This is a genomic window from Hymenobacter sp. DG25A, from assembly GCF_001280305.1.
GTDB lineage: Bacteria > Bacteroidota > Bacteroidia > Cytophagales > Hymenobacteraceae > Hymenobacter.
Genome location: NZ_CP012623.1, coordinates 1,806,603 through 1,826,798 on the forward strand (window position 1 = coordinate 1,806,603; position 20,196 = coordinate 1,826,798).

Consider the following 20,196-nt stretch of genomic DNA (forward strand, 5'->3'; position numbering starts at 1 on the left):
GCTTTTCCGCTATGTCGTTTCAACCCACCCGCCCCATACCCTACGGCCGGCAGCACATTACTCCCGAGGATGTGCAGGCCGTAACCGAAACGCTGCTTTCTGACTTTCTGACTCAGGGGCCCAAAGTGGCCGAGTTTGAGGAGAAATTCGCGGCCTACATTGGGGCGCGCTATGCGGTGGCGGTGAGCAACGGCACGGCGGCGCTGCACCTGTGCGCACTGGCGCTGGGGGTGCAGCCGGGCCAGCGGGTAATTACCACGCCCATCACCTTTGCGGCCTCCGCCAACTGTGTGCTGTACTGCGGTGGTGAGGTGCATTTTGCCGATATCGACCCCACCACGGCCCTGATTGATTTACAGGCCGTGCGCCGTCTGCTGGAAAGCCACCCCAAAGGTTATTTTCACGGCCTTATTCCGGTTGATTTTGCGGGTCTGCCCGTGAATCTGGAGAAAGCCCGCCAGCTCTGTAACGAGTTTGGCCTGTGGATGATTGAAGATGCTTGCCACGCCCCGGGCGGCTCTTTCACCGATTCTAAGGGCGAGCAGCAGCTGTGCGGCAGCGGGCAGTACGCCGACTTGGCCATTTTCAGCTTTCACCCCGTGAAGCACATTGCCACCGGCGAAGGCGGCATGATTACCACTAACCGCGAGGACCTGTACCAGGAGCTGCTGAAGCTGCGCACCCACGGCATCACCAAAGACCCTGCCCAGATGACCCGTAACGAGGGTGGCTGGTACATGGAGATGCAGGAGCTGGGCTACAACTACCGCATGCCCGATATGCTCACGGCCCTAGGTATCTCGCAGCTGCAGCGGGCCGATGCCGGCTTAGCCCGCCGCCGCGAGCTGGCCGCCCGCTACGATGCCGCGTTTGCGTCAGTTGATGGAGTGCAGGTGCTGGCTCCCGGCATAGCTGGTCATGCGTATCACTTGTATATCATTCAGGTAGCGGACCGCAAAGGCCTCTATGATTTCCTGCGCACCCGGCAGATTTTTGCGCAGGTGCACTACATCCCGGTGCACACCATGCCCTACTACCAGGGCTTGGGCTGGAAACCCGGCGACTTCCCCTTAGCCGAGCAATACTACGCGCACTGCCTCAGCATTCCCATGTTCCCGAGCCTGACTGACGAAGAGCAGCAGTATGTTATTGACTGCGTGCAGGAGTTCGTCACTACTCAATCAGAAGCAACAAGCAACTAAATGGCTGCTCATACTACCCAAGAGAATTTCTGGTCCGGCGAGTTCGGCCGCGAGTACACTGACCGCAACTCCCGTCCCCTGGCTGATTGGGACGAGTTTTACCGCACCACCTGGGGCCTCACCAAAACCGAAATGAATGCTGACTTTCTGGGCACTCTGGCCCGGGAAAGCCGTATTCTGGAAGTGGGCTGCAATACGGGCATGCAGCTGGCGGGTTTGCAGCATATGGGCTTTCAGCAGCTGTATGGCGTGGAGCTGCAGCCGTATGCGGTGGAGCGGGCCAAGGAATTTACCCGGCACGTAAACATTGTGCAGGGCAGCGGCTTCGATATTCCTTTTAAGGATGAGTTCTTTGATGTGGTGTGCACCAACGGCGTGCTCATCCACATTGCTCCGGCCGACCTGCCCCGCATCATGGCCGAGATGGTGCGCTGCTCGCGCCGCTACATCTGGGGTTTTGAGTACTACAGTCCTGAGCTGACCACCATTCCATACCGTGACAACGAAGGCTTTTTGTGGAAGGCCGATTACGCCAAGCTCTTCCTGGAGCAGTTCCCGGAGCTGCGCCTGGTAAAGCAGGAGCTGTACCCTTATCAAACCACAAATGAGCAGGGCAACGTGGACAGCATGTACCTGCTGGAAAAAGTAGCCGGGTAATGCGCAAGGTGGGCGTGATTTCGCAGGCGCGCATGACCAGCACCCGCCTGCCAGGCAAGGTGCTGCGCCCCGTGGGCAGCCACCCGCTGCTGCACTACCACGTAGAGCGCCTGCGCCAGAGCGGCCTACCCCTGTACCTGGCTACCACCACCAACGCCACCGACGACCCACTGGCGGCCTTTGCTCAGCAGTACAACCTACCCTGCACCCGCGGCGACGAAAACGACGTGCTCGGCCGCTATTACCAGTGCGCCCAGGAACACGACCTCGACGTGATTGTGCGCGTCACCTCCGACTGCCCCCTGCTGGATGGTGCGCTGGTAGCCCAGGGCGTGGCAGAATACCTAGGGCAGAATGACCCCAGACTCTACCTCTCCAACGTACTGGAGCGCACCTTCCCCCGGGGCTTCGATTTCGAAATATTCTCCCGCGAGCTGCTAACCGAAGCTTTCCAAAACGCTACCCTGCCCGGCGAACGGGAACATGTTACGCCGTACATCAACCAGAACCGCTCCGGCCAGGTGCGCTTCGCGCATATCCGCCGCCCCGAAGACCGGAAGGAATACCGGCTGACGGTAGATACCGCGGAGGATTTCGAGCTGATTCGTATTTTGATTGAAGAGTACCATGCCGCTTCCCTTTCGGCAGATGAACTGATTGCGCTGCTGGATGTGCACCCGGAATTGGTAGCCCTCAACGCCCACGTAGAGCAAAAGAAGGTCTGATGTCCACTGCCGCCCGCCCCCGCCTCATTCTCCGTGCCGATGGCAATCCGCGCATTGGGCTGGGCCACGTGATGCGGCTGCTGGCTTTGGGAGAAATACTTAGCGAACAGTTTACCTGTGTTTTTGCCATTCAGGAGCCGGCTGATGCCGTGTTAGAGCAGCTGCGAATGGTGTGTGAGGAAGTGGTAGAAGTGCCGCCCATGCCCTATGATGGCGAGCCGGCCTGGCTGACCCAAAATCTGCTCCAGCCCACGGATGTACTGGTTCTGGATGGCTATGGCTTCGGGCATAGCTTCCAGCAAGCAGTGCGCCCTGCGGTAGCCCGGCTGGTGTATGTTGACGATTTGCTTGCTTTTCCGCAGCTGGCTGATTTGGTGCTAAACCCGGCCGGCGGCGTTTCCCCCACGAGCTACGAGTTGGAGAACCCTCACACCCGGCTGCTGCTGGGGCCGCACTACGCCCCACTCCGCCAGGCTTTTCGGGAAGTCACTCTACCAGAACGCACTGCTGATTCCGATACCGTGCTGGTGTGCCTCGGCGGCGCTGACCCCACCCACCAGACCCAGCGCGTAGCCGATGAGCTACTGGCCCTAAGCAGCGTGCAGCGGGTGCATGTGGTAGTAGGCAGTGCCTTCGCAGGTTGGGAGGTGCTTACCCATTGGGCCCAAACCCACCCGCGCATCACGCTGCACCGTAACCTGCCAGCAGCCGAGCTGTGCCTGCTCATGCAGCAGTGCGGCGCGGCGGTGTGCTCCCCTAGCACCGTGAGCTATGAGTATTGCGCTGCCGGTGGAGGCCTGCTGTTTTTGCTGCCCGTAGCTGATAATCAACAGAACATCGACCGGTTTCTGCGCGGTGAAGGCATGGCCCTGCCCTATCCCAGCATAACCAATGTACTCACCTCACCGGAAGCCGACCGGATAGCTGACCGTCTCCGCCAGCAGCAGGGCCATTGGTTTGATGGGCAGATTTCCCACCGCCTGCAGCAGGAATTCACGGCCCTGCTCCTTCCCCAATCTGCTTTCCAGCTGCGGCCAGTAGTGGCCGCCGATTCTGCCCAGTTGCTTGCCTGGACCAACGACCCCACCGTTCGGCAGTTTTCTTTCAACTCCAATCCGGTTTCTCCCTCTGAGCATGAGCAGTGGCTGACAGCCCGTCTGGGGTACCCACAGCATTTGCTGTTGATTGCCGAGGACAAGGATTCCAAGCAGCCCATTGGCCTGATCCGGTTTAGTCTGGAAGGCGAAGATGCCACGCTCAGCTACCTGCTTGATGCCGCTTACCGCGGCCAGGGCCTAGCCCCGCAGCTGCTGGTGGAAGGCACCCGGCGGGTGCTGCAGGAACGGCCCGCGCTACGCAGGGTGCTGGGCCACGTGCAGCAACGGAATGAGGCATCTATCCGGGCATTCCGGCGGGCCGGCTTTCAGCTGCTTTCTGAAGCGAATAGCAGCCAGCCCGATTCAGTTACCTTTGTCTGGGTGAATTAAGGACGGCTGACTATCGGCTGTCTTCCTTTCGCTTTGCTTCCGCCCCACTCTCTTCGTAGTTTTCGATTATGCAGATTGGCTCCCGCCTTATTGGCCCCGACCAGCCGCCCTTTATCATTGCTGAGCTCAGCGGCAACCACAACCAAAATCTGGAGCGCGGCCTCGCCATTGTGGATGCTGTAGCCGCCGCCGGAGCCCACGCCATCAAGCTGCAAACCTACACCGCCGATACCATGACGCTGCCCGGCGCGTATCGGATTGATGACCCCAACTCCCTGTGGTTCGGGCGCGAGCTGCACGAGCTGTATCAGGAAGCCTACACGCCTTGGGAGTGGCACCAGCCGCTATTTGAGCGGGCCACACAGCATGGTATGCTGGCCTTCAGCTCCCCGTTTGACGAGTCGGCCGTTGATTTCTTGGAAACGCTGGACGTGCCGGCCTACAAAATTGCCTCCTTCGAAAATACTGACTGGCCTCTGTTGCGGAAAGTTGCCGCTACCGGCAAGCCCGTTATTATGAGTACTGGCGCAAGCACCCTGGCCGAGGTAGCGGAAGGCGTGCAGGTGCTGCGCGATGCCGGCTGCCGGGACCTGATTTTGCTGAAGTGCACCAGCACCTACCCCGCCACGCCCCAAAACACCAACCTGCGCACCATCCCTCACCTGCAGCAGATGTTCCCGGCGTGCCCCATCGGCCTCTCCGACCACACCATGGGCGTAGGCGCCGCTGTGGCTGCTGTAGCCCTGGGGGCCTGCGTAGTGGAAAAGCACGTGACCCTGCGCCGCGCCGATGGTGGCGTAGACTCAGCTTTTTCGCTGGAGCCGGAAGAAGTAGCCGCCCTGGTGACGGAAACGGAGCGCGCCTGGCAGGCGCTGGGCCAGATTCAATATGGCGTGCAGCGGGCCGAGGAGAAAAGCCGCCTCTACAAACGCTCCGTTTACGTGGCCCAGGACATTAAAGCCGGCGAGCTATTTACCGCTGAAAATCTGCGGGTGGTGCGCCCTGGTCTGGGTTTGCCACCACGCTACTATGAGCAGCTGCTGGGCAAGCCTGCCCGCCAGAGTCTACCGGCAGGCACACCCCTCACTTGGGATTTGCTATGAGTGTAAAGCCAGCCGCGCTTTCCCGCACGGAGCGGCTGCGCGACATTCTGCAGCTGCGGTTTACGCCGCTATTCGCAGGTATGTCGGAGGCGGCGCTGGCGGGCATTTCGCCCGCCGGTGTCGGCCGGCGGCTCCTGCGGGTGGCGGGCTATACTGTGCTGCGGCTTATGGGAAATATTGTACAGCCCATTCGTAACCCGGAGAAATTGCACGGGGCGGTTTGGCTGTATGTAGTCAGCGCCAATAACTATGATTCTTTGCGCTTTATCCGGGAGGCGCGGCAGGATAGTGTATTCGTAGCCGGGCAGCAGAAACAGATTGGGCGTTATCAGCAGCAGGTAAACCGGTTGTCGTTGCGCCGCAAGCTTTTGTACTACTGGCAATTCCCCGGCGTTTTGCTGGGGCTTTGGCGGCGCGAAGGCAAGCTGGCGCTGCGGTTTTTCGACCTCATTTTTTACGCCGTAGGCTATTATGAAGTGTATCGGCGGGCGTTGCGCCACTACCGCCCGCGGGCCGTGGTTTTCGCCAACGACCACAACGACGATACCCGGGCCCTACTGCTGGCTTGCCAGGCCGAAGGAGTACCCACCACCTACGTGCAGCACGCCAGCGTGAGCCCCTATTTCCCGCCGTTGGGCTTCGATTTAAGTTTGCTGGAAGGTCAGGATGCCCTGGACAAATACCGCCAGTGCGGCCCCGTGGCGGGCCAGGTAGAACTGGTAGGAATGCCTAAAGCCGACGGCTTTTTGCATCAACGAAACACCAGTCCCCGCGTGTTGCGCGTGGGCGTAGCCTGCAACATTCACGACCCGTTGGATGCTATTGCCGGCCTGCTGCAGGCACTGCTGCCCGCTTTCCCGGAACTCACCTTTACTTTGCGCGCCCACCCCAGCGACACGCGCAACTTTCAGGACCTGGGGCGGCAACTGCCTGCGTTGCAATTTTCCGATGCCCGCACCGAGGGCGTGTTTGCCTTCCTCCAGCGCCAGGACGCCCTGATTGCCGCCGACACTTCCACCCATCTGGAAGCCGTGCTGCTGAACGTGGCCAGTATTTACTACCGCTTCGGCCAGCAGCTCCCCGATGATTATTACGGCTATGTCTCCCGGGGCCTGATAGAGCGCGCAGCCACCCTACCAGAGTTGGAAAAACTCTTGCGGCAACTGCACCAGCACAAACACACGGATCTTTACCTACGGGCTGCCTATTACAACGCCACTCTGGGCACTTCCGACGAAGGGCATAGCCAGGAGCGGGCTCTGCGGATTCTGGCGGGTTGGCTGGAAAATGTAGCTTAAGCGGTATGTCTGCTGCCCTTCCTCCCCTAAACCCGGCGCCTGTATCCACCGAAACCCGACTGGCGTATGTTCTGCGGCATTTTCAGCAGGCTTATGAACCTATGGTCACCGTTTCCATCGGCTACGAAGAGACGAATGCAATTCAGTTGATGCGAGGCGACCGGGGTTTCTTCGAGGGGCAAAACCCCTATCCACCTACGCCTACGCGGCGGGAATGGCGTCACCAGATGCTCCCGTTTTTCTTTGACTGTTTCCCGGAAGAGCCCCTCCTTACGCTAAAGTCAGGCAAGGCCCTTATTGGCGTAGACCTTATCTCCGCCGCTTTTTACCTGCTAAGCGGCTGGCAGGAATATTTCTCTGACGAACGGGACCAGCACGGGCGTTTTCCATTTTCAGCCAGTGTTCAGTATCGTTATGGGTTCGTAGACACGCCCGTCGTTAACTATTACTTCGATATCCTCAAAACGGCAATTGAACACGTAACGGGCCAGCCGTTACAGACGCGCCGTTGGGCTGGTGGGGCCGCCTGGGCCGCCTTCATCACACACGATATTGATAACCTGTACAGCGCGTGGAAAGCGCCAGCGAAAGCGGCTCTGCGACGATTCGATCTACTGAGTTTCGGACGTAAAATGTGGCGACACTTTACCCGGCCGGATGCTTGGGACAATCTGGCCCACGTGCAGCAGACCGTTTCCGCTCACGGTGCTAAAAGCACGTTTTTCTTTTTGCCAGAGCACCGGAAGGCCGCGAATGGGACGCCTAATGCCGACTACCGGTATCATCAGGTGCGTTCATTACTAAACAATGTACTGCAAGCCGGAACTAGTATAGAGTTGCACGGCAGTATTGGCACCTCTACCAATGCCAATAAACTGCACTATGATGCAGAGCAAATTTGTCACTTTGGCCCCACGGGCCAGGGACTGCGCTTTCACTACCTGAGTTGGGAGCCCCGGACCACACCCGCGTTAGTAGATGAGTTGCTTTTTGCTTTTGACACGACGCTCGGCTTTGCCGAGCATTTTGGCTTCCGCAACTCCTACTGCCTGCCTTTTCAGCCCTTCAATTTTGCCCTCGGCAAGGCCGCAGATTTTCTCGAAATTCCGCTGAATGTGATGGACGCTACGCTCCACCATCCCAATTATTTACAGCTGGCACCGGAGGAAATCTTACCCGCTTTAACTCCCATGCTGCAGGAAATTGAACGGTTTGGCGGCGTGTGCACGGTGCTGTGGCATAATGAGAATTTCGACCCGGCTAACAAGCACAACGGCCCACGTCAGTTCCACGAATTGATGGAGTACCTTCGCAGCCATAACGCGGCATATGTAAACGGTTCAGAAATTCTGACTGCTATACACGCTCGACAGAATTCATAGAAGACTACTAAGCAACCAACAACTTGGGCATCGTTCAGCGGCAGGGACTGCGCAATACCCTGATTTCTTACCTTGGGCTGGCCCTGGGCTTTGTGAATACTACGCTGCTGCTGCCGCGGTTTCTGGCGCCCAGCCAGCTGGGACTGACGCAGGTACTGGTGTCCATTGCCACCATTTTTGCGCAGCTATCGGCGGTGGGGTTTGCCAGTATGGGCATCCGGTTTTTCCCATACTTCCGCGACGCCGAAAACCGCCACCACGGTTTTTTGCCGTTGCTGCTGGGCTTGCCCCTGGTGGGCTTTGCGGTGGTTACCGCCCTCTACGTGTTGGGCCAGCCGGTCATTCTGAGTTTGTATTCGCACGATGCCGGCCTGCTGGGACCTTATTACCTCTGGGGCATTGCGCTGGCCTTTTTTACGCTGCTATACTCCCTGCAGGATGCCTACCTGAAAGGGCTGTACCACACGGCGTTTTCTTCCTTTCTGCAGGAAATTCTCCTGCGGATACTCATTGCGGGCGCCGCCTTTTTATTCGGAACCGGCTACCTGACTTTCCACCAGTTTGTGCTGGCCTACATTGGGGTCAACAGCCTGATTACGCTTTTGCTCACGGGTTATCTGGCTTATATCGGGGAGCTGCATCTGCGGCCTACCAGGGCGGTATTCCGCGTGCGGCCGGTGCGTGAGCTGGTAAACTTTGGGGCTTTTGCGCTGCTTTCCAATATTTCGGGCACCGTGATAATGACGGTGGATTCCCTGATGCTGGGCTCCAAAATAAACCTGGCCGCGGCCGGCGTTTATGCCATTGCCATCAACATCAGCACCGCCCTCACTATTCCGTGGCGGGCCCTCAGCAAAATTGCCTTCCCCCTGCTGGCCGAGTACTGGAAGGAAAACGACCAGTCCCGCATGGCCGATTTCTACCGCAATACCACGCGCCTGCTCACTACGCTGGGCTGCTGGCTGGCGCTGGGCATCAGCCTCAATCTGGATTTCATCTACCACCTTATTCACCGTCCCGAGTACGCCATTGGCACCACAGCCGTGCTGCTCCTCCTCATGGGCCGGCTATTCGACAGCATTACGGGCGTAAATGGGCTGATTGTGGTAACGTCCCCGCGCTACCGCTACGATTTAATCTTCAATATCTCCCTGGCGCTGGTCACGGTGGGCCTCAATTTGCTGCTGATTCCAGCCCTGGGACTTACCGGGGCGGCCCTGGCCGCGCTGCTTTCCCTCACCAGTATTAATGTGGCCCGCACTTGGTTTGTGTGGTATAGCTACCGCATGCAGCCCTTCACCTGGCGCATTCCCCTCATCGTCTTTTTAGCAGCTATTGCCGGAGTTTGTGGCTGGCTGATGCCAGATTTGGGCACCCCGTTTCTGACGATGCTGCTCCGCTCCGGTGTGCTGACTGTGGTATATGTTGGCCTGCTTTTACTGACAAATTCAGCCCCGGAAGCCCTCCCCTTCTTGCAAAAAATAGGCACCCGGTTTAAGACTTAAGAAATTGAAGCATTTCATGAATCAGACTTCTCATAGCCTGATTTTTTTATTTGTTCATTTTCTTATTTTTAAGGCTGCTCTCAAGTAATATTTATTGCCATAAAGTGACTTAAGACCACTTTTCCAGCAAAATATCAAGTTTGATATAATGGTTCTGTCAACTACAATTTCAGGATATTTTATTTTATACTTTAGGCCAGCATTATATTCCTGAAACAGCCGCTGATCCGTTCCTTTTCAGCAGCAACTGAAAAAATAAAATTTGGAAGTATAAAATTTCGCCTCCTAACTTTGGGGCATCAATTCTTTACCAAAGGATTGTTTTTATACAGAGGCGTGGAGAGACAGGCTCTACGAAGCGCCGGCAACCAGCGGACCATCCGAAACGGTGCCAAGTCCTGAACATATAAAAACAACAAACTGTGAAACGCTTCCTCAACTCCGCTACCACATCCGCCACCGCCTCTGCTGTACAGCATGGGTGTTGTGCCATGATGGGTATGCCCTGTTGTTGTTAGCACCACGCCCCTCCCGCTTTTCTGGTTGTGTGCTTCTGAAGGCCCGCTGATGCGCTTGTGCGCTTAGTGCTCCGTAGCTGTACACCCCGCCTTCTGCCTCGCCGGGCACTACGCGTCGTTGCGCTGTAACGCCGCCCGCTGCCGGGGCCATTGTTTGGCCGGAACATGGGCTTGCTGCCCGGTTCTCCCCTTCCTTTTCCTGTTATGTCCGCAGTAAATGCTGCGCCGGCCGTTCTTGCCTTGCTGGACGACCTGCGCCCCCGGCTGATTCAGGCTTCGGCTCTGGAGCGGCTGCGCCTCGTGGCCCAATACTTTCCCGGGCAGGCCGTGTTTTCCACCTCCTTCGGGCTGGAAGACCAGATTATCAGCCACCTGATTTTTGAGTTCGACCTGCCCATTCAGGTGTTTACGCTGGATACCGGCCGCAATTTCCAGGAAACCTACGCTACCTGGAACAAGACGCTGCTCAAGTATCAGAAGCCCATTGAGGTGTTCTTCCCGCAGCAGGCCGGCGTGCAAAATCTGCTCCTGGAAAAGGGGCCAAACTCGTTCTACGAGAGCGTGGACAACCGCAAGGAATGCTGCTTTATCCGCAAAGTAGAGCCTTTGAATCGGGCCTTAGCCGGGAAGCAGGCATGGGTAACCGGCATTCGGGCCGAACAGTCCCAGAACCGCCAGACCATGGACCCCGTGGAGTGGGACGCCGCGCACAACCTCGTCAAAGTTCACCCCCTGTTCGACTGGACCTGGGAGGAGGCGGTGGCTTTCACCCAGCAGCACAGCATTCCGGTGAATACACTGCACCAGCAGGGCTTCGTCAGCATTGGCTGCGCGCCCTGCACCCGCGCCATTGGCCCCGGCGAAGACTTCCGCGCCGGCCGCTGGTGGTGGGAAGACTTATCGGCCAAAGAATGCGGGCTGCACACCACAGCCGCGCACAATGGCCCCGACCCGGTGGTAGAACCGATGCACTCAGAACGTCATGCAGAGCACAGCGAAGCATCTCGCGTGCTGACGTCTGAATAGCCTTTCAACATCAGCACGCGAGATGCTTCGGCTGCGCCTCTGCATGACAAATTATTATCCTTCTCATGAGTACCCCAACTTTCGATTATCTCGACCGGCTGGAAGCCGAAGCCATTCATATTCTTCGGGAAGTGGCCGGCCAGTTTGAGCGGCCCGCGCTGCTGTTTTCCGGTGGCAAAGATTCCATTGTGCTTACGCGTCTGGCAGAAAAAGCCTTTCGGCCCGGTCGGTTTCCTTTTCCGCTGGTGCACGTGGATACCGGCCACAACTTCCCCGAGGTGCTGACTTACCGCGATGCGCTGGCCGAACAGCTGGGAGAGAAGCTGATTGTGCGCAGCGTGGAGGAAACCATCAAGCGGCAGCGTCTGCGCGAGCCCGGCGGCAAATACCCCAGCCGCAATCCGCTGCAGACTTATACCCTGCTGGAGACTATTGAGGAGTTTGAGTTTGATGCCTGCATTGGTGGTGCCCGCCGCGACGAAGAGAAGGCCCGAGCCAAGGAGCGCATCTTCTCCGTGCGCGACGAGTTCGGCCAGTGGGACCCCAAGCGCCAGCGCCCCGAGCTGTGGAACATCTACAACGGCCGCATTCAGAAGGGCGAAAACGTGCGCGTATTCCCCATTTCCAACTGGACGGAGCTGGACGTGTGGCGCTATATCCAGCGCGAAAACATTGCCCTCCCCGATATTTATTTCGGCCATGAGCGCACCTGTGTGGTGCTTCCCTCCGGCCAGCTGCTGGGCCTCACGGAGCACATCCGGCTGGATCAGGACGATGAAATTGTGACCCGTCAGGTGCGCTTCCGCACCGTGGGCGACTCCACCTGTACTGCCGCCGTGGAGAGCGACGCGGCCACCGTGGAGGACATTATTGAAGATCTGTTGCTGGCTAAAGTAAGTGAGCGGGGCGCTACCCGCCTCGACGACAACATCTCGGAAGCCGGCATGGAAGACCGGAAGCGCAACGGCTATTTCTAGCCTCTGGCAGTTCTTTTCAAACTACTATTTACCGGCTGCCTCCTGGCACGCTTCCCCAATATGGACCTTCTCCGATTTATCACCTGCGGCAGCGTCGACGACGGCAAAAGCACTTTGATTGGCCGCCTGCTCTACGATTCTGAATCTGTTTCCCTAGATGTACTGGCCGCGCTGGAAAAGCGCCAGGCTTCCAACGGCGTAGTGGATCTGGCCCTGCTGACGGACGGCCTGCGTGCCGAGCGGGAACAGGGCATCACGATTGACGTCGCCTACAAGTACTTCACCACGCCCCGTCGCAAGTTCATCATTACCGATGCGCCCGGCCACGTGCAGTACACCCGCAACATGGTGACGGGCGCCAGCAACGCCGACATGGCCATAGTGCTGGTGGATGCGCGCCAGGGTGTGATTGAGCAAACGCGCCGCCACACGCTTATTGCCGCGCTCCTGGGCATCCAGCACTTTGTGCTGGCCGTGAACAAGATGGATCTGGTGCAGTATGATGAGACGATATTCAACCAGATTTCCGCCGACTACGCCGCCCTCACCGACCACTTCCAGCTGCCCAAAGCCACGGCCATTCCGCTAAGCGCCCTGAACGGCGACAACGTGGTAACCCGCTCCCGGCAACTGCCGTGGTACGCGGGCCCCAGCCTGCTGGAACATCTGGAAAGTGTGCCCGGCGCGGTGGAAGTGGCCGCCGCTCCCCGCTTCCAGGTGCAGTATGTTATTCGCCCGCAAACGCCGGAGCTGCCCGACTACCGCGGCTATGCCGGCCAGGTGCTGAGCGGCCAGTACCGCCGCGGCGACAAAGTGCGCATCCTGCCTTCGGAGCAGGAATCAACCATTGAAGCTATTGAAGTAAGCCAGCAGAAAGTGGAAACGGCCACGGCGCCGCAGGCCGTGGTCATTCGGCTGCGCGATGACGTGGACGTGAGCCGCGGCGACACCATTGTCCCGCTGCACGACGAGCCCACCCTGACGCGGGAGCTGGAAGCGACGCTGTGCTGGATGAGTGAGCAGCCCCTGTGGCCCGGCCGCAAGTTGTTGCTGCAGCATCATTCGGCGCTGGTGAAAGCGGCCGTTCCGGCCATCCTGCACAAAGTAAACGTGCACACCTTTGCCCGCGCCGCCACCGACTCAGCCCAGCTCAACGACATCGTGCGGGTGCGCCTGAAAACGGCCGTTCCGCTGGCCGTGGACAATTACCACCAGAACCGCACCACCGGCTCTTTCATTCTGGTAGATGAATTGAGCGGCGACACGGTAGCGGCCGGCCTCATCGGCGAAGCCAATGCCAACTACTTCACGGCGCCAACGTCGCCGCCGGTTGCCTTTTCGATCTAAAACGATAAACAGTTTGGGTTGAAAAGAGCGTCATGTCGAGCGAAGTCGAGACATCTCGCTAGTGTGGTGAATAGTGATTAGCACTGCAAAATCAGCACGCGAGATGTCTCGACAACACTTGACATGACAGCCAGCTCTTCCTCCCTTTCTCCTCTGCTATGTCACTTCCAATCCAACCCCGTCTGACGGTCCTCGGTGCCGGCCCCGGCGACCCGGAGCTACTTACGCTCAAGGGGGCGCGGGTGCTGGGCGAGGCCGATGTGGTACTCTACGATGCCCTGGCCAACCGGGCACTGCTGCAGCATACCCGGCCGGAAGCAATGCTAATTCCCGTGGGCAAGCGCCGGGGCATGCGCAGCCACTCGCAGGACGAAATCAACGCCCTGATTGTGGAGTGCGCCCACCGGTACGGCCACGTGGTGCGGCTGAAAGGCGGCGACCCATTTGTGTTTGGCCGGGGCCGGGAGGAAATGCTCTTTGCCGAAGCCCATGGCCTGACCACGGCCTACGTGCCCGGCATCAGCAGCGCGGTAGCGGCGGCGGGCAGCGTGGGCATTCCGGTTACGCACCGCGGGGCCAGCGAAGGGTTTCGGGTGATAACGGCCACCACCGCCAGCGGCGAGCTGGCGGCCAGTGTGATGGAAGCCGCCCGGTCCCGCACTACCACGGTCATCCTGATGGGCCTGGGTGAGCTGGAAAACATTGTGCGTTTGTTCAGTGAAAACGGGCAGGCCGATACGCCGGCCGCCATTATCCAGAACGGCACCCTGCCTAATGCCCAGGTAGTGACCGGGCCGGTGGCCGAGTTGCCGGCCCGCGCTCTGGCGGCCGGTATTGGCGCCCCGGCCATTATCATCATTGGCGAAGTAACCCGGCTTGCCACGCCTGAAATCCTACGTACTGTGCTGCCTAACGCTGGGTTTGCTACGGCAACCGCCTACGCGGAAGTAGCCTGATTTGACTGTTCCGGGAGCCCAACTTCCGGCCCTAACCTGAACCCTTCCCGCTATGTCATCTTCTATCACGCTTCCTATCGGCTTTGATGAGGCTACGTTGCAGCAGTTCTCTACCGGCCTCAGCGACCAGCAGCTACTCTGGCTGAGCGGCTATTTTTATGGTCGGGCCGCGGGTGATGCGGGCAGCTTGCCATTCAGCCAAACTGCCGCAGCCGCTGCTCCCGCGGCGGACACTGCTACGCTTACTATCCTGTTCGGCTCGCAAACCGGCAACAGCAAGAAAGCGGCGGGTCTGGTGGTTGATGCTGCCCGGCAGCGCGGCCTGCAGGTAACAGTGCGCGACATGAACGACTACCCCACCAAGGAGCTGAAAAATGAGCGGCAGTTGCTGGTAGTAGTCAGCACCCAGGGCGAAGGCGACCCACCCATTGCGGCCGAAGAGCTGCACCAATTCCTGCTCAGCAACCGCGCCCCCCGGCTGCCCGAGCTGCGCTATGCCGTGCTGGCCCTCGGGGACAAAAGCTACCTGCAGTTCTGCCAAACCGGCTTTGAGTTCGACCAGCGCCTGGCCGAGCTGGGTGCCAAGCGGCTGGTGGAGCGGGTAGATTGCGACGTGGAGTTTGAAGCCGAAACCAAACGCTGGGCCAGTCAGGTGCTGGAAGTAATTGCCCAATCGGTGGCTGCTACCGCGCCCGTTATCAACCAGGTTTCCGCGAATGTAACCCGGACGCCGCAGCCCCTGCTAGCGGCCCGCGAAACGGAACTGGAAGAGCGGGTAGAATACACCAGCCATAACCCATTTGCCGCGGAGCTGCTGGAGAAAATTCAGTTGAACGGCCGCGGCTCAGCCAAGGAAACCTACCATCTGGAGTTTTCTCTGGCCGGCTCCGGTATTCAGTATGAAGCCGGCGACGCCCTGATGGTACAGCCCGTAAACCAGGCCCAATTGGTGCGGGAAGTAGTACTGGCCGGCTGCCTGGATACCAGCGCCCCGGTGCAACTCAACGGCATCGAGCTGGACTTACAAGCTGCGCTGACGGAGCGCCTGGAAATATCGGTACTGACGCGCGACGTGCTGGAGCGCTACGCCGCCGTGGCCCCGAAACATCCCAAACTCCGCGAAATCCTCGCGGACAAAACCCAACTACCTGCTTACCTATACGGCCGTGATGTGGCCGATTTGCTGCGCGAGTTTCCAGTGGAGCTTTCGGCGCAGCACCTGGCGGCGGTGCTGCGGCCTCTGCCGGCGCGGGCTTATTCCATTGCCAGCTCCCTGCTGGCGCACCCCGAAGAAGTACACCTCACCGTAGGGGCGGTGCGCTACGAGGCCCACGGCCGTCGCAAGCACGGCGCCTGCTCCGCTTACCAGGCCGATATGCTGACCGTGGGCGATACTGCCCGGGTGTGGGTAGACCGCAACGAGTACTTCAAGCTTCCCCAGGATTCCGCGGCAGATATCATCATGGTAGGGGCCGGCACGGGCATAGCACCCTTCCGGGCCTTTGTGGAAGAGCGGGCCGAAACCAATGCCACCGGACAGAACTGGCTGGTCTTCGGCAACCCGCACTTCACCACCGATTTCCTCTACCAGACCGAGTGGCAGCAGCACCTCAAGCACGGTACCCTCCACCGCCTGGACGTGGCTTTTTCCCGCGACCAGCAGGAGAAGCTCTACATCCAGCACCGCTTGCTGCAGCAAAGCCGGCGGGTGTACGACCAACTCGAAAATGGCAGCTACTTCTACGTGTGCGGAGACAAAAACCGCATGGCGGCTGATGTGCGCCAGGCGCTATTAACCATTGTAGCGCAGGAAAGCGGCCGGAATGCCGAGTATGCCGCAGAGTATGTAAAACAGCTCCGCAAGCAGCGCCGCTACCTCGAAGACGTGTACTAACCCCTCAGCCTTCCCGATGTCGTTTGCTCGTTATTTCTTGTTGGTAGGTTGCTTAGCCGCGCAGTCGGGCTGGGCCCAGACGGCTCCCGTAACCTCACACCAGCAGGGCTATTGGCTGCGGTCCTACCTCCGGGTGAAACTGGCACCCCGCTGGACGTGGCACATTGAGCTGGATGAGCGGCGCTATGTCCGCCCCGACAAGCAATGGCAGCTGATTGCCCACCAGCATCTGCATTACCGCATAGCCCTACCGCTGGAGTTGGCACTGGGCGGCACGTATTCGCGCCAGCCGCAAACCAGCGACTTGGTCTTGCCGGAATGGCGGGTGTTTGAAGAAGCTACCTACACCATTCCGATCAGCACCAATGTTCGCCTGCACAACCGCCTGCGGGTGGAGCAGCGCTGGCTGGCCACGGCAGCGGAAGGGCAACGGACCGAGGCGTGGGACTTTCGGCAGCGGGTGCGCTACCGGGTGCAAGCCGACTGGCAAACTACGCCGCGCTGGAAGCTGCGCGCGGCAGATGAGCTGATGCTGAATACCGATAGCTTCGATCAGAACCGGGTGTATGCCGCCGCGGAGTTCCAAGTGCGGTCCGGCCTGGCCGCTGAGTTAGGCTACCTGCATATCTATCAGCGCCGTTTCCACCGCGCCGAGTACTACCAGCGCGACGCCCTGCGCCTCACCCTTTCCAAGGATCTGGACTTTTCCTCCTCCTCTACCCCAAAATCATAGCCAAACGGTAACTGAGCTCCTTTGCTTCAGTAGCCCGGCTTCCCGCAATATGTCGCAGAAACTCTCCGAAGTAGAACACGTGAAGGATGCCAGCAACTACCTGCGCGGCACCCTGGCCGAGAGCGTGCTAAACCCCATTACCGGCGCCCTCTTCCCCGACGATACCCACCTGATCAAATTCCACGGCTCCTACCAGCAGACGGACCGCGACCTGGACAGTGAGCGAAAACGCCAGAAGCTGGAACCGCTGTATTCCTTTATGATAAGGGTGCGCGTACCCGGCGGCGTGGCCACCTCGGCGCAGTGGCTGCGCATGGATGAGCTGGCCGATACCTACGGCAACCACACGCTCAAGCTCACCACCCGCCAGGCCTTTCAGCTGCACGGCGTGTTGAAGCGCAATCTGAAAGAAACCATTCAGGGCTTTAATGACGTGCTGCTGGGCAGCATTGCGGGCTGCGGCGACGTGAACCGCAACGTCATGTTCAACCCCAACCCGTACCAGTCGCGGGTGCACGAGCAGGTATATGACATCACCAAAGCCATTGGGGCGTACCTCACACCGCGCACCTCCGCCTACTGGGAATTATGGCTCGATGGGGAATCGACCTACAGCAGCGCGCCGAATGAAGGCGAGGAAGATGCGGAGCCGATTTACGGCAAAACCTACCTGCCCCGCAAGTTCAAGATTGCGCTGGCCGTACCGCCCTACAACGACACCGACATCTTCGCCAACGACCTGGGCCTGATTGCCATTGAGGAAAACGGCGAGCTGCTGGGCTTCAATGTAGCGGTGGGCGGCGGCATGGGCATGACCTTTGGTATGCCCGACACCTACCCGCGCCTGGCCGACATCATTGGGTACATTCCGGCGGGGAAAGTAGTGGAGGTGTGCGAGAAAATTGTGACCATTCAGCGAGACTGGGGCAACCGCGAAAACCGCAAATTCTCCCGCCTCAAATACACTCTGGACCGTGTAGGGCTGGACGTATTTAAAGAGGAGCTGAACCGCCGCCTGGGTTTCGACCTGGACCCTGCCCGTCCTTATACCTTTCGCTCATCAGGCGACGCTTTCGGGTGGAATACAGGTCCGAATGGGGCGCGGCATCTGACACTATTTGTGGAGGGCGGCCGCATTCAGGACACGGAAAACAGCCGCCTGAAAACCGCCCTGCGCGACATTGCCCGTTTCCATACCGGCGACTTCCGCCTCACTGGCAACCAGAACCTGATTCTGGCCAACGTAGCCCCCGAGCATCAGCTCAGCATTCAGGCCACACTCTCGGAAAACGGCGTGCCGGTGGAGGCCAACGAGGTACACACCGGCCTGCGGCGGGGTGCTTTGGCCTGCGTGGCGCTTAATACCTGCAGCCTGGCTTTTGCCGAGGCCGAGCGGTATCTTCCAAAACTTTTAAATAGATTAGAGCAAGTCATTCGCCAGCAAGGCCTTAGCCAGGATGATATTCTGCTGCGGATGACGGGCTGTCCTAATGGCTGCGCCCGCCCCTACCTGGGCGAAATCGGGTTGGTGGGCCGCGCGGTTGGGCGCTACAACCTGTACCTCGGCGCCGCTTTCAACGGGGAGCGGCTGAACAAGCTCTACAAGGAAATGTTGGATGAAGACGGCATTGTGCAGGAGCTTACGCCTCTGTTGGCCGACTACGCCCAACACCGCCAACCCCAGGAGTCGTTTGGGGATTTTGTGATACGTAAGGGCTATGTACAGCCCACCACCCACGGACTCGATTTTCATCAGTAAGTCCGCTTTTGCAGTCTTCCATTCGGCTGCCTGATTTCTGCTCTCCTCTCTCCACTGAACACAACCAAAATGCCTCTCTCCTCTAATAATCCCATGCCCCAGCCAGAACCGCCGCCGCTGTCCGGTACCAACCGGCTGTTTCCGGTGTTTCTGAAGCTGGAGCAGCTGCATGTCCTGCTGGTTGGTGGGGGCGCCGTTGGCTTTGAGAAGCTCTCGGCCATGCTGGCGAACAGTCCCGGCGCCGCGGTAACGGTGGTGGCTACCTGGTTTTCACCAGAACTGCAGCGCTTGGCCGCGCAGCACCCCTCTGTACAGCTGCGCGAAAAGCCCTACCACCCCACCGACCTGGTAGGCCATGACCTGGTGATTGTGGCCACCAACGATAAAGGTCTCAACCTAAGCATTAAAGCCGATGCCACCCGCCAGCGCCTGCTGTGCAACGTAGCCGACACCCCCGAGGCCTGCGACTTTTACATGGGCTCCATTGTGCAGAAAGGCGACTTGAAAATTGCCATCAGCACCAACGGTAAGTCGCCGACGATTGCCAAGCGCCTGCGCGAAATGCTGACCCATGCCCTACCCCACGAGTTGCACGACGTGCTGCAGCACATGACGGTGATTCGGGAGAAAGTAGGCGGCGACTTCGCCCGGAAAGTGAAGTCGTTGAATGAGGTGACGGCGGAGCTGGCCGGCGGGCCGGCGTATGAGTCGCCGGCAGCGGCGCGGTGGCGGCACATTGCTACGGGCTCGTTGCTGTCCTTCGCAGTGATGCTGATTTTCAACATCCTCTCCTACTACTTTACGTGGCAGCAGGTGTGGGATATGGCTACGTCCTCCCAAACGTTCTACATTTTTGTAGCCATTGGGTTTGGCGCGCAACTCATTGACGGACTGCTGGGAATGGGCTACGGAGTAGTTACCGCCATCAGCCTGATGACGCTCAATATTTCGCCGGCGGCCGTTAGTTCGAGCATTCATACCGCCGAAATGTTTGCCAGCGGCGCCTCGGGCTACCATCACTACCGCTTCGGCAACGTGAACCGCAAGCTGTTTAAAGTGCTGTTGATTCCGGGGGTGCTGGGCGCTATTGTGGGGGCATTACTGCTGTCTAAGTTTGGAGACGAATATGCCCAGTATGTAAAGCCATTTCTTTCCGTGTACCTGCTGCTGCTGGGTCTGCGCATTATTTCCAAAGCCTTTTCCAAACCCGGCCCGCGTAAAAAGCATAAGCAGCTCGGGGTGCTGGCGGCCGCCGGCGGTTTTTTAGATTCGTTTGGCGGTGGCGGCTGGGGCCCGCTGGTTACCAGCACGCTCATTGCCGGCGGGCGCACGCCGCAGTATGTTATCGGCTCGGTAAGCGTCACGGAGTTCTTTGTCACGTTTGCCAGCGCCGTTACCTTTTTTGCCACCATTGGCATTTCGCACTGGCAGATTATTCTAGGGCTGATTGTGGGTGGCGTGGCCGCGGCTCCGCTGGCCGCCCGCTTGTCCGGCCGCATTCCCGTGCGCTGGATGTTTGTGGGCGTGGGCCTGATGGTGATTGTGTGGAGTATGTGGTCGTTGCGTAAACTGCTGCTGTAGCCTGGGCTGCCGGCAGCGGATATACTTAACCCTGGGTGTTTCAGCA

At 59.1% G+C, this 20,196-nt stretch carries 16 protein-coding genes and 1 riboswitch; all 16 genes read left to right on the forward strand.

All coding sequences use genetic code 11. From position 1 onward, the window contains the following. Window positions 1-11: 11 nt before the first annotated feature. Window positions 12-1,202 (forward strand): UDP-4-amino-4,6-dideoxy-N-acetyl-beta-L-altrosamine transaminase, encoded by a 1,191-nt coding sequence (pseC, locus tag AM218_RS07780; protein WP_054413332.1) that lies wholly within the window; start codon window positions 12-14, stop codon window positions 1,200-1,202. Continuing rightward, window positions 1,203-1,859 carry a pseudaminic acid biosynthesis-associated methylase gene (locus AM218_RS07785; RefSeq protein WP_054413333.1) on the forward strand — a complete coding sequence of 219 codons (657 nt, stop codon included), beginning with the start codon at window positions 1,203-1,205 and terminating at the stop codon, window positions 1,857-1,859. After that, window positions 1,859-2,584, forward strand: coding sequence for a cytidylyltransferase domain-containing protein (locus AM218_RS07790; protein ID WP_054413334.1), 726 nt, complete (start codon window positions 1,859-1,861; stop codon window positions 2,582-2,584). The genes AM218_RS07785 and AM218_RS07790 overlap by 1 nt, the downstream gene beginning before the upstream one ends. After that, window positions 2,584-4,071, forward strand: a complete 1,488-nt coding sequence (gene pseG / locus AM218_RS07795) for a UDP-2,4-diacetamido-2,4,6-trideoxy-beta-L-altropyranose hydrolase (protein WP_054413335.1) — start codon at window positions 2,584-2,586, stop codon at window positions 4,069-4,071. Before AM218_RS07790 ends, pseG begins: the two co-directional genes overlap by 1 nt. 68 nt (window positions 4,072-4,139) lie before the next feature. Next, window positions 4,140-5,174, forward strand: coding sequence for a pseudaminic acid synthase (pseI, locus tag AM218_RS07800; protein ID WP_054413336.1), 1,035 nt, complete (start codon window positions 4,140-4,142; stop codon window positions 5,172-5,174). Then, on the forward strand, window positions 5,171-6,472 hold the full coding sequence (locus tag AM218_RS07805) for a glycosyltransferase family protein (RefSeq protein ID WP_231717574.1): 1,302 nt from the start codon (window positions 5,171-5,173) through the stop codon (window positions 6,470-6,472). The genes pseI and AM218_RS07805 overlap by 4 nt, the downstream gene beginning before the upstream one ends. Window positions 6,473-6,477: 5 nt before the next feature. Beyond that, entirely contained in the window at window positions 6,478-7,854 is a 1,377-nt protein-coding gene (locus tag AM218_RS07810) for a DUF7033 domain-containing protein (RefSeq protein WP_157547575.1), read from the forward strand. Window positions 7,855-7,877: 23 nt separating this feature from the next. Next, on the forward strand, window positions 7,878-9,359 hold the full coding sequence (locus AM218_RS07815; RefSeq protein ID WP_054413338.1) for a lipopolysaccharide biosynthesis protein: 1,482 nt from the start codon (window positions 7,878-7,880) through the stop codon (window positions 9,357-9,359). A gap of 321 nt (window positions 9,360-9,680) precedes the next feature. Continuing rightward, window positions 9,681-9,772: riboswitch (SAM riboswitch) on the forward strand. A 309-nt stretch (window positions 9,773-10,081) separates the two neighbouring features. Continuing rightward, on the forward strand, window positions 10,082-10,903 hold the full coding sequence (locus AM218_RS07820; RefSeq protein WP_054413339.1) for a phosphoadenylyl-sulfate reductase: 822 nt from the start codon (window positions 10,082-10,084) through the stop codon (window positions 10,901-10,903). Between the two features lie 65 nt (window positions 10,904-10,968). Further along, window positions 10,969-11,880, forward strand: a complete 912-nt coding sequence (gene cysD / locus AM218_RS07825; protein WP_054413340.1) for a sulfate adenylyltransferase subunit CysD — start codon at window positions 10,969-10,971, stop codon at window positions 11,878-11,880. 60 nt (window positions 11,881-11,940) lie between these two features. Continuing rightward, window positions 11,941-13,227 (forward strand): sulfate adenylyltransferase subunit 1, encoded by a 1,287-nt coding sequence (locus AM218_RS07830; protein ID WP_054413341.1) that lies wholly within the window; start codon window positions 11,941-11,943, stop codon window positions 13,225-13,227. A gap of 158 nt (window positions 13,228-13,385) precedes the next feature. Beyond that, window positions 13,386-14,183, forward strand: coding sequence for a uroporphyrinogen-III C-methyltransferase (cobA, locus tag AM218_RS07835; RefSeq protein WP_054413342.1), 798 nt, complete (start codon window positions 13,386-13,388; stop codon window positions 14,181-14,183). 52 nt (window positions 14,184-14,235) lie between these two features. Continuing rightward, on the forward strand, window positions 14,236-16,077 hold the full coding sequence (locus AM218_RS07840) for an assimilatory sulfite reductase (NADPH) flavoprotein subunit (protein WP_054413343.1): 1,842 nt from the start codon (window positions 14,236-14,238) through the stop codon (window positions 16,075-16,077). A 16-nt stretch (window positions 16,078-16,093) separates the two neighbouring features. After that, window positions 16,094-16,810, forward strand: a complete 717-nt coding sequence (locus AM218_RS07845; protein WP_082318122.1) for a DUF2490 domain-containing protein — start codon at window positions 16,094-16,096, stop codon at window positions 16,808-16,810. A 49-nt stretch (window positions 16,811-16,859) separates the two neighbouring features. Then, window positions 16,860-18,569, forward strand: a complete 1,710-nt coding sequence (locus tag AM218_RS07850; protein ID WP_054413345.1) for an NADPH-dependent assimilatory sulfite reductase hemoprotein subunit — start codon at window positions 16,860-16,862, stop codon at window positions 18,567-18,569. Between the two features lie 93 nt (window positions 18,570-18,662). Next, window positions 18,663-20,150 carry a TSUP family transporter gene (locus tag AM218_RS17180; protein WP_071843876.1) on the forward strand — a complete coding sequence of 496 codons (1,488 nt, stop codon included), beginning with the start codon at window positions 18,663-18,665 and terminating at the stop codon, window positions 20,148-20,150. Window positions 20,151-20,196: the final 46 nt, after the last annotated feature.